This is a genomic window from Cellulosimicrobium cellulans, from assembly GCF_042723955.1.
Lineage (GTDB): Bacteria > Actinomycetota > Actinomycetes > Actinomycetales > Cellulomonadaceae > Cellulosimicrobium > Cellulosimicrobium cellulans_H.
In genome coordinates, this window is the sequence record NZ_JBHXIC010000059.1 from 1 (window position 1) to 13,306 (window position 13,306).

Annotated in this window: 8 protein-coding genes; 3 read left to right on the top strand and 5 right to left on the bottom strand. The window is 70.9% G+C overall.

Features of this window, described 5'->3' with window-relative positions:
• Window positions 1-30: 30 nt before the first annotated feature.
• The 5 genes from ACFWH7_RS15035 to ACFWH7_RS15055 all read right to left on the bottom strand — a co-directional run bounded on the left by ACFWH7_RS15035 (window position 31) and on the right by ACFWH7_RS15055 (window position 10,313).
• The gene (locus ACFWH7_RS15035) at window positions 31-5,013 is read right to left on the bottom strand and encodes a ThuA domain-containing protein (protein ID WP_378217376.1); all 4,983 of its coding nucleotides are present in this window, start codon (window positions 5,011-5,013) and stop codon (window positions 31-33) included.
• 277 nt (window positions 5,014-5,290) lie between these two features.
• The gene (locus ACFWH7_RS15040) at window positions 5,291-6,463 is read right to left on the bottom strand and encodes a Gfo/Idh/MocA family protein (protein WP_378217378.1); all 1,173 of its coding nucleotides are present in this window, start codon (window positions 6,461-6,463) and stop codon (window positions 5,291-5,293) included.
• 134 nt (window positions 6,464-6,597) lie between these two features.
• Window positions 6,598-7,665 (bottom strand): substrate-binding domain-containing protein, encoded by a 1,068-nt coding sequence (locus ACFWH7_RS15045; RefSeq protein WP_378217380.1) that lies wholly within the window; start codon window positions 7,663-7,665, stop codon window positions 6,598-6,600.
• Between the two features lie 90 nt (window positions 7,666-7,755).
• A complete protein-coding gene (locus ACFWH7_RS15050) occupies window positions 7,756-8,796 on the bottom strand; it encodes an ABC transporter permease (RefSeq protein WP_378217382.1) in 1,041 nt (346 codons plus the stop codon).
• On the bottom strand, window positions 8,793-10,313 hold the full coding sequence (locus ACFWH7_RS15055) for a sugar ABC transporter ATP-binding protein (protein ID WP_378217384.1): 1,521 nt from the start codon (window positions 10,311-10,313) through the stop codon (window positions 8,793-8,795). Before ACFWH7_RS15055 ends, ACFWH7_RS15050 begins: the two co-directional genes overlap by 4 nt.
• 409 nt (window positions 10,314-10,722) lie before the next feature.
• On the opposite strand from ACFWH7_RS15055, the gene ACFWH7_RS15060 reads away from it, so the two are divergent.
• The 3 genes from ACFWH7_RS15060 to ACFWH7_RS15070 all read left to right on the top strand — a co-directional run.
• Window positions 10,723-11,904 carry an ROK family transcriptional regulator gene (locus ACFWH7_RS15060; protein WP_378217386.1) on the top strand — a complete coding sequence of 394 codons (1,182 nt, stop codon included), beginning with the start codon at window positions 10,723-10,725 and terminating at the stop codon, window positions 11,902-11,904.
• A gap of 70 nt (window positions 11,905-11,974) precedes the next feature.
• Window positions 11,975-12,640 (top strand): ThuA domain-containing protein, encoded by a 666-nt coding sequence (locus tag ACFWH7_RS15065; RefSeq protein ID WP_378217388.1) that lies wholly within the window; start codon window positions 11,975-11,977, stop codon window positions 12,638-12,640.
• Window positions 12,641-12,680: 40 nt separating this feature from the next.
• On the top strand, window positions 12,681-13,306 hold a 626-nt coding region (locus ACFWH7_RS15070), incomplete at its 3' end, for a dihydrodipicolinate synthase family protein (RefSeq protein WP_378217390.1).

Genomic DNA, 13,306 nt, shown 5'->3' on the forward strand with positions numbered 1-13,306 from the left:
GTGCTCAGGGCACCGGCCCGCCGGAACCTGTCAGGAGCAGGCCCGGACGGCGTAGTCCGCCGTCCCGGAGAACGTCCTCCCCTCGGCGTCGGTCGCGGTCACCGTCACCGTGCCGGCGTCGATCCCCGCCGCACGCGACGCGAACGACTGGTAGGCGTTCGCCCCGGGCGCCACGTCCGCGAACTCCTTCGACCCGTACGGGGTCTCGAGAGTGATCGCGAGCGGGACCGCGTCGTCGTTCGCCGCGCGGACCGCGACGAACACCTTGCCGGCCATGCAGCGCGTCTCCGCGGTGATGGTCACCGCGATCGGCTCGACCTCGTCGCCGACCACCCGGAAGTGGCCGAACGACGCCGGCGCACCGGTGTCGGCCGAAGCCCCGAGGGCGAAGAGCCCGACCTGGGCGCCCGACGCGGGAGCGTTCGTCACGCTCTGGTCGAACGTGGTCCAGGTCTCGCCGTCGGCGCTGTACGCACCGGTGAACGTGTCACCGGAGCGGGTCAGCCGCAGGTGCCACACGTCGCCCGTGAGGCTCGCCGACTGGGGCTGCGGGTTCTGCACGACCCCGGCGACCTCGCTGCGCAGCTCGATCCGGGCGTTCTTGGCCTGGCCCGCCTGGTTGTCGACGACGTAGTCGAGCTTGACGTAGTTGTCGTCGTCGCCGTAGACGATCAGACCGCCCTGCTGGTACTGACGGTCGAGCGCCGAGCCGTCGACGACGGTCTCGATGGTCCACTCCTCGCCCGGCTGGTCCTGCAGCACGATGTTCGGCACAGGGCGGTTGTCCGTCCCGTAGATGTCCGTCGGCGTCGTGTCGATCTGCAGGGAGCCGTCCGCCACGCGGTAGCCGGTCGGGTCCTCGCGGACGATCGACCAGCGGCACGCGTCGAGGGCGCTGCCGTCGAACTCGTCGTCCGGCCCGGGGGCGGACGCCGTGTCGTCGGGCGTGATCGAGAACCAGTCGAACTCCGCCTCGATCACCGGGGACGCGGTGTTGTTCCCCTTGAGCGAGACGAGGCCGATCTTCGCGTTCTCCAGGTCGGCGATCGACTTGGTCTGCGGCATCGTCGTGAAGTCGATGCCGTCGGCCGAGTACGCGGCCTGGAGGTTCTCCCCGTTGCTGACGAACCGCACGTAGACCGTGTCGGGGTAGTCGGCGCCGAGGGCGGGCGAGTTGGACTCGTTGACCTCGTTCGGGGCGGCGTTCTCCTCACGGATGAACTGGAAGATGCGAGTCGCCGGGTCGGCCGCGGCCGAGCGTCCCTGGAGCACCATCTTCGCGTAGTTGTCCTGGTCCTCCCAGATCACCAGACCGGCCTGCTGGTACTGCTGGCGAGCCGGCAGCGTGAGCTTGGCCGTGGCCGTGAAGGGCCCGTCCGGCAGGTCCTGGAGCACCATGTTCGGCACCGTGGTGTTGTCCGTGCTGTAGAAGTCGGTCGCCGTCGTCGGGATGACGAGGTTGCCGTCCCGCACGACCAGGTTCTGGTCGCGGTTGAGCACCGACCACCGGCTCTCGTCGACGTCCGTGCCGAGGAAGTCGTCCGACCGGCCCGAGAAGCACATCCCCGGTCCCGTCTGCGACGCCTTCACCGTCACGGTCGTGTACTCGACCGAGTACGCGCCACGCTCGTCGGAGGCCCGCACCTGGAGCCGGTACGTGCCCGGCTGGTCGTACGTGACCTCGAACGAGTCGGAGCCGTCGACGAACCCGTCACCGAGTCCCGCGTCCCACGCGAAGGTGATCGCGTCGTCCTCGGGGTCGGAGGCGGTCGCCGTCGCGGTCACCGTCAGCGGGGCGGTGCCCGTCGTCGGGGTGACCTCGAACGAGTCGATGGTCGGGCGCTCGTTGTCCGTGACGCCGCGGCCGTCGAACTCGAGCCAGTTGACGTTGGCCTGGCCGGACGTCAGGACGAAGTAGAGCGTCCCGGTACCCGAGGGCACGTCGGTCAGCTCGGTCGAGACGTTCGTGTAGACCTGCCAGTCACCGGTGCCGGGGACCTGGACGGAACCGATCTCCGGGCCGTCCGCGGCGTTCCAGCGGACGGAGACCACCGCGTTGCTCGGCGAGGCCGCACGCAGCGCGATCGAGTCGACGCCGTGGAGCGAGATCGGGTCGTACGCCCACCAGTCGCCCGGCTCGATGTAGCCGATGTTCTGGCCACCGCCGGCGGTGTCGGACGTCGTCTCGCGCACCACGCCCGGGTCGCCCGAGCTCGTGGAGCCCTCGACGCGACCGGTCGAGGTGAAGAACTCCGCCTGGAGCAGCTTCGGCTGCAGCACCTGGAGGTCGTTCGCCGTGAGCGGGGCACCCGCCTCGCCACCGTCGTCCGTGTACGACGCCTCGATGACCCAGAAGATGTTCGACTCGATGCCGTGGCCCTCGTCGCGCGCCGTCTGGAAGACGCCCTCGCACCCGCCGAGCACGTCCATCGGGTGCGCGTGCGAGTCGTGGCCGAGCGACGTCGAGAGCTCGACCTGGCTGCAGTCGACCTCACCGTCGGGGTCGTCGACCGCGATCTCGTACCGGACCTGGTCGCCCCACTGGAAGAACCCGCCGTTGTCGGGGAACGTGATAGAGATCGACGGCGCCTCGTTGCCGACGACGATCGACACGTTCGCGACGCCCGTCTGGCCCTGGGCGTCCGTCGCCACGAGCTGGGCGGTGTAGCTGCCGTTCTCCGTGTAGGTGTGCACCGGGTTGGCCTCGGTCGACGGCTCGGAGCCGTCGCCGAACGTCCACTGCAGGGTCAGCTCGTCTCCGGCCGGGTGGCGCGTGCCCTCCGAGGAGAACTGCACCGTGAGCGGTGCGTGCCCGCTCGTCACGTCGGCGCTCGCGCGGGCGATCGGGGACGGGTTGCCCTTGACGTAGTTGACCTTGTAGACGCCGCTCGAGTCGTTGTCGCCGCCGAAGCCGGAGCCCCAGTCGACCACGTAGAGCGCGCCGTCGGGACCGAAGTCGAAGTCCATCGCACGGTCGAATCCGGCGCTCGGGTCGAAGATCTTCGGCAGGACGCGGTTGATGTCGACGATGTCGTCACGCTTCTCGCCGTCGAGCTGGACCGAGTACAGCTTGCCCTGGTTCCACTCGCCCAGGAACGCCTTGCCGTCCCAGTACTCGGGCCACTGGACGTCGGAGTCGAGCTCGGGGTCGAACTGGTAGACGGGGCCGCCCATGGGCGCACCGCCCCCACCGATCTCGGGGAAGTCCGGGTTGCCGGCGTAGTTGTACCAGATCTCGGCCTCGATGGCCGGGGGCAGCTGCGTCAGGCCCGTGTTGTTCGGGGACTGGTTGACGGGGCCCGCGTCGCAGTCGAACGCCGCGCCGGACTGGCCGGTCGCGAAGTTGTACTTGAGGTAGTCCGCGTTCGCGCCCGTGCAGTACGGCCAGCCGTAGAAGCCGGGCTCGCTGACGACGTTCCACTCGACCGTGTTGCCCGGGCCACGCGTCGGGCTCGCGCTGCCGGCGTCGGGGCCGTAGTCACCCACGAGGATGTTGCCGGAGTAGGGGTCCACCCCGATGCGGAACGGGTTGCGGAAGCCCATGGCGAAGATCTCGGGCCGCGTCTTCTCGGTCCCGGGGGCGAAGAGGTTGCCCTCGGGGATCGTGTACGTGCCGTCGGCCTCCGGGTGGATGCGCAGGACCTTGCCGCGCAGGTCGTTGGTGTTGGCCGACGACCGCTGCGCGTCGTAGTCCTGACGACCGGCGCGCTCGTCGTGCGGCGAGTAGCCGCCCGACTCGAACGGGTTGGTGTTGTCGCCCGTCGCGAGGATCAGGTTGCCGTCCTCGTCGAAGACCATGTCGCCGCCGGCGTGGCAGCACGTGTTGCGCTGCGTCGTGACGGTGAGGACCTTCTTCTCGGTGGCCTGGTCGATCGTGCCCGTGGCCGGGTCGAAGTCGAACCGCGAGATCCGGTTGTGCGGGCCGTCGGAGCCGACGTTCGCCGGGGCCCAGTAGGTGTAGACCCACCCGTTCTCCGAGAAGTCCGGGTCGAGCACGAGCCCGAGCAGGCCGTCCTCGTTGGCGGTGGTCACCGGCAGGGTCGTCGCGGTGTGCGTCGTGTTGGTCGCCGGGTCGATGACCTGCACGCGGCCGTCACGCTCGGCGTAGAACACCGTGCCGTCGCCCGCGACGTCCAGGACCATCGGGTTGCGCGTCTCCTCGTCGAGCGCGATCTGCTCGTAGCTCGCGGACTGCGTCGCGGCGCAGTCCGACGCCACGGCGCCCGCGGCCGTCTGGATGCCGCCCAGCAGGTGCTGGAGGAAGTCCGGGTCGGCGTACGACTCGTCGGTGTGGCCACCGCCGGTGTACCAGGAGCGGCCGCCGTCGTAGACCTGGCACCACGCCGTCGGGTGCTCGGCGCCCATCGCGCCGCTGCCCGCGTTGTACGTCGTCTCGTCGAGGCTCGCGAGCACGTGCACCGTGTCGCGGGGGTTGGTTCGGAAGTTGTACCACTCGTCGAACCGCTCCCACCGCGAGGGCAGGTGGGCCGTCGACTCGTGGACGTGGTCCTCGACCTTGACGGTCGCGTCCTGGTTCTGGGGGTGGGCGCTGAAGTACGCGCCGACCAGCCCGCCGTACCAGGGCCAGTCGTACTCGGTGTCGGACGCCGCGTGGATGCCCGCGTACCCGCCTCCGTTCTGGATGTAGCGCTCGAACGCGGCCTGCTGGTCGTCGTTGAGGACGTCGCCGGTCGTGGACAGCCACACGACGGCTTCGTACTGCGCGAGGTTGTCGTCCGTGAACGCTCCCGCGTCCTCGGTGGCAGTCACCGTGAAGTCGTTCTCTTCCCCGAGCTGCTGGATCGCCGCGATGCCCGCGGGGATCGACCCGTGGCGGAAGCCACCGGTCTTGCTGAAGACGAGCACGTCGAACGGGACGGCGTCGGCGGCCTGGACGACGGGCGCCGCCGCGACGCCCGTGGGCACCGTCGCGGCCGTCGCCGACGTCGCCGCCGCCATGGTCAGGGGGAGAGCGACCGCTGCCGCGGCGGCCGCCGCGACCGTCCGCCTCATGGCGAGCGATCCTCCTAGCACGTTTCTCACAAGGTCTCCTCGTCGAGATGGGGAATCAGTGCTGCGCTCCGCCGGGTGCCGCCATCGGCCGGCCGCCGTCCCGGGATCTTCGACCGACAATTTTGATTGCCCGTCGTACTAAATGCGCGCCATCGTTGCGCGTCCAGCCTCCTTTCCTCCGAGCCGGTTCCGGCCGGCCGTGCTGCGCTGCAACGGCCGACTCCGTCGGGCTGGTCCGGGTCGACCCTCCGCCCCGCGGGCCGACCCGGACTCGATACTACGGCTGGACCCAGCCTCCCGACTCCGCGCTCCGCTCGACCGCGTCGAGCACGCGCTGCACCACGAGGCCGTCCGCGAAGGTCGGTGCCGGGTGCGTCCCGACGGCGATCCCCTCCACGAGGTCGACCGCCTGGTGCGTGAACGCGTGCTCGTACCCGAGCCCGTGGCCCGCGGGCCACCAGTGCGCGACGTACGCGTGCTCCGGCTCCGTGACGACGATGCGTCGGAAGCCGGCGACGGCCGCATCGTCCGCGGCGTCGAAGAAGTGCAGGACGTTCATGTCCTCGAAGTCGAACGCGACCGAGCCCTTCGAGCCGTTGATCTCGAGGCGGATCGCGTTCTTGCGGCCGTACGCGAAGCGCGTCGCCTCGAACGTCCCGATGCCTCCGCCGGACAGCCGGGCGAGGAACACCGCCGCGTCGTCCACGGTGACGGGCCCGCGCTCGGTACCGCCCTGGCCGGACAGCCCCGCGAACTCCGTCGCGACCGGCCGCTCCGTCACGAAGGTCTCGAGCAGTCCCGAGACGCTCGTGATCTTCTCGCCGGTGATGAACTGCGCGAGGTCGATGACGTGGGCGCCGATGTCGCCGAGCGCCCCGCTGCCGGCCTTCGACTTGTCGAGCCGCCACGACAGCGGCGCGTTCTCGTCCGCGATCCAGTCCTGGAGGTACTGCGCGCGGACGTGGCGCACGGTCCCGATGCGCCCGTCGGCGACGAGCTGGCGCGCGAGCTGGATGGCCGGCACGCGGCGGTAGGTGAAGCCCACCATCGCGACCTGGCCGCGTGCGGCCGCGGCCTCGGCGACCGCGACCATCTTCTCGGCCTCGGCGACCGTGTTCGCGAGCGGCTTCTCGCACAGCACGTGCTTGCCGGCCTCGAGCGCGGCGATCGCGATCTCCGCGTGCGTGTCGCCGGGCGTGCACACGTCGACGAGGTCGACGTCGTCCCGTGCGACGAGCGCCTGCCAGCTCGTCTCCGTGGACTCCCAGCCGAGCCGCTCGGCGGCGGCGGCCAGCGGCTCCGGGTTGCGGCCACCGAGCACCCGCATGCGCGGGTCGAGGGGGAGGTCGAAGAACCGGGGGGCGGTCCGCCATGCCTGCGAGTGCGCTGCCCCCATGAACGAGTACCCGACCATGCCGACGCCGAGCTGCGCGCCGTCGTTTCCTGCCATGACGTTCCTTCCGTGCGCCTTCTTGTGCGCGTGACGTGAGCACGCCCACGGTCCGGCCGGGGTGTCCCGGGCGGACCGTGGGCGTGGTCCGCGTGCTTTCCTGCTGCGTGCTGACGACGGGCGTCAGCGGTCCGTCAGGACTGGAACGCGGTGGGCAGGTACTGGTCGACGTTGTCCTTCGTCACGACCGGCGCGAAGAGCTGGACGGTGCGCGGCACGCCCGACGACGCGAGGTCGCTCATGTTCTTCTCGTGCGCGACGAGCCGGGCGAGCTTGATGCCGTCCGCGGCCTGGGTCGACGGGTAGACGACCGTGGCCTGGAGGACCGAGTCGCCGGCCTGGATGTGCTCCATGACCTGCTTCGAGCCGGCACCGCCGACCATGAAGAACTCGTCGCGGCCCGCGTTCTCGATCGCGGAGAGCACGCCGACGCCCTGGTCGTCGTCGTGGTTCCAGATGGCGTCGATCTGCGGCGCGGCCTGGAGCAGGTTGGCGGTCGCGGCCTCGCCGCCCTGGACGGTGAAGTCCGCGGCGACGCGGTTGTCGACGTCCAGGCCGCAGTCGCCCAGCGCGTCGGCGAAGCCCTGGCTGCGGTCCTGCGTCAGGGGCAGCGAGTCGATGCCCGCGATCTCGGCGACGACGGCGTCGGGGTTGTCCCCGAGCTGCTCGCAGATGTACTGGCCCGCGCTGACGCCCATGCCGTAGTTGTCACCGAGGACGGTGGTGCGGGCGGCGAACGGGCTGGAGAACTGGCGGTCGACGTTGATGACGGGGATCCCCGCCTCCATCGCCTTGGTCGCGACCTCGGTGAGCGCCGCACCGTCGAACGGCAGGAGCACGATCGCGTCGACGCCGTCGTTGATGAAGCCCTCGATCTGGCTGATCTGGACGTTGACGTCGTTCGTGCCGTCGGCGACGCGGAGCTCGACGTCCTCGTACTCGGCGGCCTCGGCCTCGGCGGCGGTCGTGATGGCGCCCATCCAGCCGTGGTCGGCCGCGGGGGCCGAGAAGCCGATGACGATCGGGTCGCCGGGGGCGTCGTTGTCGGAGACGGCCTCGTTCGCGCTCCCGCCGCCGCCCCCGTCGCCGGTCTCCTCGGTGGTCGGGGTGTTCGACGTGCAGGCCGCGGCGACCAGCGCGATCGAGGCGGCCGAGACCGTCGCGAGCGTGATGCGACGGCGGAGGGTGGTACGTGCGGACATGGGATCTCCTTCGATGCTGTCCTGCTGGAGGAACTTCAGGGGACTGACGGGGTGATGCGGGCTGTGCGAGGCGCCGGACGAACGACGGCGCTACGTGGTCCGCCGGGCGAGGCGCTGCTGGAGCAGCACCGCGCCGACGATGATCGCGCCCTTGGCGATCTGCTGGACCGAGCTGTCGATGTTGTTGATGATGAAGACGTTCGTGAGCGTCGTGAAGATGAGGACGCCCAGGACCGTGCCGACGATCGTGCCTCGGCCGCCCGCGAGGAGCGTGCCACCGACGACCACCGCGGCGATGGTGTCGAGCTCCATGAGCAGGCCGTTGGTCGAGGAACCCGCGCTCGTGCGGGCGAGGAACATGACGGCGGCGATGCCGGCGGTGAGCCCGGACAGCGCGTAGACGTACATGAGGTGTCGCTTGACCTTGATGCCCGCGAGGCGCGCGGCCTCGGGGTTGCCGCCGACGGCGACCGTCCGCCGGCCGAACGTCGTCCGGTTGAACAGGAACCAGCCGAGCACGGCGACGACCGCGAAGATCCACACGATCTTCGGGACGCCGAGGAGGTTGCCCCGGAAGATGTCGTTGAACGCCGGGACGTCGACGATCTGCGTGCGCTTCTGCGCGATGAGCTCGGCGAGGCCACGTGCCGCGACGAGCATCGCGAGCGTCGCGATGAATGCGACGACCCTCCCGTAGGCGATGATCAGGCCGTTGATGAGCCCGGCGCCGACGCCGACCGCGAGTGCGCAGATGACCATGACGACCCAGCCGTACGACTGGGTCGCCAGCGTCGTCGCCCACACGGACGCCAGCCCGACCACGGAGCCGACCGACAGGTCGATCCCGCCCGTCGTGATCACGAACGTCATGCCGATGGCCAAGACACCGAGGATCGACCCGAGGCTGAGGATGGTCATGAGGTTGCTGAGGCTCGCGAACCGCTCGCCCCCCGTGGCGAAGCCCACGACGCACAGGAGCAGCAGGGCGACGACGAGGCCGATGTTGCGACCCGCCGCCCCGGACATGAACCCGCCCTTGCGGCGTTCGCTGGCAGCCTTCTCGACCCGGGCCGACTCGTCGGCGGCCGGCTTCTTCGTCGGCACCGCCGCCGACACGTCCTGCTCGTTCACGCGACACTTCCTTCCATGACCATGTCGAGCACCTGGTGCTCGTCGATGGAGCTCGAGGGCCCCTCGTGCACGACGCGACCCTCGGAGACGACGAGGACACGGTCGGCGAGGCCGAGGACTTCGGGGATCTCGCTGGACACGACGACGACGGCGGCACCCTCGTCGGCGAGCCTGCGGATGAGGGCGTAGATCTCGGCCCGCGCGCCGACGTCCACACCGCGCGTGGGCTCGTCGAGGAGCAGGACGCGGCAGCCGTGGACCAACCAGCGGGCGAGCATCGCCTTCTGCTGGTTACCGCCCGAGAGCGTGCGGATGGCACGGTCGACGCCGGCGGGGCGCAGCTCGAGCGAGTCGGCCTGCTCCTTGGCCGCCGTGCGCTCGGCGCGCTCGTCGAGGAGACCGAAGCGCGCGAAGCGGGAGAACGTCGAGAGGGTCACGTTGCGGTAGACGGGCTCGTCGAGGAGCAGGCCCTGGCTCTTGCGCTCCTCGGGCGCGAGCCCGATCCCGGCGCCCACGGCGGAGTCGACGGACCCGGCGCGCAGCTTCTTCGAGTCGACCACCACGGTGCCCGCCGTCGCGCGACGCGCGCCGTAGACCGTCTCGATGATCTCCGAGCGGCCCGCCCCCACGAGGCCGGCAAGACCGACGATCTCCCCCGCGCGCACCTGGAACGACACGTCCTCGAAAACACCGCGCAGGCCAAGCCCTTGGACGTCGAGGACGACTGGAGCGTCGTCCACGTGCTCCGGGGAGTCGGGGAAGACGTACTCGACGGAGCGCCCGGTCATGAGGGTGATGAGCTTGGCCGTCGGCGTCTCGGAGACGGGGAGGTTCTGCGCGACGGTGCGGCCGTCCTTGAGGACGGTGATCCGGTCGCCGATCTCGCGGATCTCCTCGAGCCGGTGCGAGATGTACACCACCGCGACGCCGGCCTTGGTGAGCTCCTTGACCACGCGGAAGAGGTTGCCCACCTCCTCGGAGTCGAGCACGGCGGACGGCTCGTCCATGATGATGACGCGCGCGTCGTGCGACAACGCCCGCGCCATGGAGACGATCTGCTTGCCCGCGGCCGAGAGGTGCTCGACCTCCGTGCTCGGCGAGATCTCCGAGTGCCCGAGCCGCTTGAGCAGCTCGCGCGTCTTGCGCACGGCCTCACGGCGCTGGGAGAACCCGAGCGTCGAGAGCTCGTGCCCGAGGTAGACGTTCTCCGCGACGGTCAGGCCGTCGACGACGTCGAGCTCCTGGTACATCGTCGCGACGCCGTGCCGGAGCGCGGCGACGGGGTCGGAGATGGCGATGGGCTCGCCGTCGAGGAGGATCTGCCCCTCGGTGGGCTGGTGGGCACCGGCGAGCACCTTGATGAGGGTGGACTTGCCGGCGCCGTTCTGCCCGAGGAGGCAGTGGACCTCGCCCGGGAGGATCTCGAGATCGACGCCGTCGAGCGCTCGAGCCCCGGGGAAGACCTTGACGATGCCCTGCATCTGCAGGAGCGGCTGGGGAGGGTCTGCGGTGACCATGCGGTGAACCTAGCCGACCTTTTGACGACGGTCAATCATAAGGTCGCGGTCTTTTGCTGCTGTTACAACTTCGTTACCAGCAAAAGTGGACAAGCGTTGTCAGGGCGAGAGAACGCTCCCAGCCCCCGAGCAGGCCGGGCGCGACGAGGCAGGTCGGAGAACGGGACGACGGCTGGCTGACGAGCCGAAACCGCCGAGATATCGGCCTGAGGTCGGGTCTGCACGAGCGGGTGGGGCGGCTGTTCGCCCGGACGGGAGGCCCGTCCTCGGGTCTCCACAACTTCCGACGACGTCCGTGTCGCCTTGGGAGGGGACATTAGGGTACCTTTTGGCGATCGTCAAGCAAAAGCCGATGACTCGTCCGGCACGTACGGACGACCGACGAGAGGCTCCGTGATTCACTGTGCCCATGGAGGAACTGCTGAAGTTCGCGCCGCGCCCGACCGGCGCCGGCGACATGTTCCAGCTGCTCCGGGACGGTCAGCCGCGCACGCGCGCGGACCTCGCAGCGATCACGGGGCAGGCGCGATCCACCATCGCCGCCCGGATCGACCTCCTCATGGCGGCGGGCCTCATCGCCCCCGCGGGAGAGGCGAGCTCGACCGGCGGGCGTCCGCCCGTGACCTTCGCCTTCAGCCCTGAGGCGCGCATCGTCCTCGCCGTCGACCTCGGCGCGACCCACGCCCGCCTGGCCGTGACCGACCTCGCGTCCAACGTGCTCGCCGAGACCGACGCCGCGCTCGCGATCGCGGACGGGCCGGAGGTCGTGCTGTCGTGGGTCGCGGACATGGGCGAGAAGCTCGTCGCGACGACGGGGCGCAGCCTCGACGACCTCGTGAGCGTCGGCGTCGGCCTGCCCGGTCCCGTCGAGCACTCGTCAGGCCGCCCCATCAACCCGCCGATCATGCCCGCGTGGGACGACGTCGACGTGCCCGGGATCCTCCAGAAGCGGTTCAACGCGTCCGTCCTGGTGGACAACGACGTGAACATCATGGCGCTCGGCGAGCACCGGACCGCGTGGCCCGCCGTCACCGACATGCTGTTCGTCAAGGTGGCCACGGGCATCGGCTCCGGCATCATCGCCGACGGCGAGCTGCGGCGCGGCGCGCAGGGCGCCGCCGGCGACATCGGCCACGTCGCCGTCCCGAGCGCGGCCGACGTCCCGTGCCGCTGCGGGAACGTCGGCTGCCTCGAGGCCGTCGCGAGCGGCCAGGCGGTGGCCGCGGCGCTCGCGGCCGCGGGCCTGGACGCCACGAACAGCTCCGACGTCGTCGCGCTCGTGCGCGGCGGCGACCTCGCCGCGAGCCAGGCCGTGCGCCAGGCCGGACGCGACATCGGCTCCGTGCTCGCGGCCTGCGTGAGCCTGCTCAACCCTTCGCTCATCGTCATCGGCGGCATCGTCGCCGAGGCCGGCGAGCACCTCATCGCGGGCATCCGCGAGATCGTGTACCAGCGGTCGCTCCCCCTCGCGACGCAGCACCTGCGCATCGTCACCTCGCAGGCACGCGGCCAGGCCGGCGTGCTCGGTGCGAGCGCCATGGCCGTGGATCACGTACTCTCGCCCGCAGCGATCGACGCGCTCATCGCCTGAGCGCGGTCGCCGGGGGCCGCTGCCCGCGACACGCGGGCGCGACGAGTGTGACGAGGCACGAGGAGGAGTCATGACCGAGCGGGACCGTCGAGCGCTCGTGGTCCGGGGCGGTTGGCCCGGGCACGCACCCGAGGAGGCGGCGGAGCTGTTCGTCCCGTTCCTCGAGGCGTCCGGCTACGACGTGACGCTCGAGGGATCGCTCGAGTCGTACGCCGACGAGGAGTTCATGGCGAGCATGGACCTCGTCGTGCAGTGCTGGACGATGGGCGAGATCCTCCCGGACGAGATGCGCGGCCTGCGCAACGCCATCGCGAACGGCACCGGGTTCGCGGGCTGGCACGGCGGGATCGTCGACTCGTTCCGGCTCGCGACCGACTACCTGCAGATGGTGGGCGGGCAGTTCGCGGCGCACGCGCACGACCTCATCGACCACACCATCGACATCGCCCCCGAGCACGCCGACCACCCGATCGTCGCGGGCATCGACTCCATCGCGCTGCACTCCGAGCAGTACTGGGTGCTCGCCGACTCGTACAACGAGGTGCTCGCGACGACGACGATCCTCCGGCGCGACGGCGACCCCTGGCACGAGCCCGTCGTCTCCCCCGCCGTGTGGACGCGTCGGTGGGGCGCCGGCCGCATCTTCGTGTGCGCGGCGGGCCACCAGCTCGCCGACCTCGAGGTCCCGCCGGTCCGCACGATCGTCGAGCGCGGCATCCTCTGGGCGAGCCGCTGACGCTCGGCTCGCAGCGCGTCTCGTTCCCTACACTCGGCGCGTGACCTCGTTCCACGGCCTCCTCGCCTACCCGATCACGCCGCTCACCCCCGCCGACGCACCCGACCTCGACGCGCTGGCCGCCCTCGTGGGCGGTGCCGCGCGCGCAGGGGTCGACGGCGTCGTCGTCCTCGCATCGTCGGGTGCGGGCGTCACGTTCACCCCGGACGAGCGCGACGCCGTCGTGCGTGCCGCCGTCGCGGCGGACTCCGCGGCCGGTGCGACGCGCGTCCCCGTCCACGTCGCCGTGAGCGGCGCGTCGACGCGCGAGGTCGTGGAGCGCGCCCGCGCGGCGCGGGACGCCGGTGCCGACGGGCTCGTCCTCGCGCCGTTCTCCTACCTCCCGCTCGACGAGGACGAGGTCGTGGCGGTGTTCGAGGCCGTCGCGTCGGCCGTCGACCTGCCGGTCTGCTACTACAACCGGAGCGTGCAGACCGCGTACGACGTCACGCCCGACGCGCTCGCACGTCTCGCGCGGACCACGACCGTCACGGCGGTCAAGGACCCCGCCTCGCTCCCGTCGCGCCCGACGGGCCGGGGGGCGGCGCTGGCACGGCCGCCGCACGGTGACCTGGTGGGCGGCGGGGGGTGGCGCCCCCCCGCGCTCGACGGGGGCGCGGCTGCGGG

What these genes read in the sequence shown, in the direction of transcription:
- ACFWH7_RS15035 (WP_378217376.1), bottom strand. Translation starts at nt 5,013, where the DNA reads ATGAGGCGGACGGTCGCGGCGGCCGCCGCGGCAGCGGTCGCTCTCCCC.
- ACFWH7_RS15040 (WP_378217378.1), bottom strand. Translation starts at nt 6,463, where the DNA reads ATGGCAGGAAACGACGGCGCGCAGCTCGGCGTCGGCATGGTCGGGTAC.
- ACFWH7_RS15045 (WP_378217380.1), bottom strand. Translation starts at nt 7,665, where the DNA reads ATGTCCGCACGTACCACCCTCCGCCGTCGCATCACGCTCGCGACGGTC.
- ACFWH7_RS15055 (WP_378217384.1), bottom strand. Translation starts at nt 10,313, where the DNA reads ATGGTCACCGCAGACCCTCCCCAGCCGCTCCTGCAGATGCAGGGCATC.
- ACFWH7_RS15060 (WP_378217386.1), top strand. Translation starts at nt 10,723, where the DNA reads ATGGAGGAACTGCTGAAGTTCGCGCCGCGCCCGACCGGCGCCGGCGAC.
- ACFWH7_RS15065 (WP_378217388.1), top strand. Translation starts at nt 11,975, where the DNA reads ATGACCGAGCGGGACCGTCGAGCGCTCGTGGTCCGGGGCGGTTGGCCC.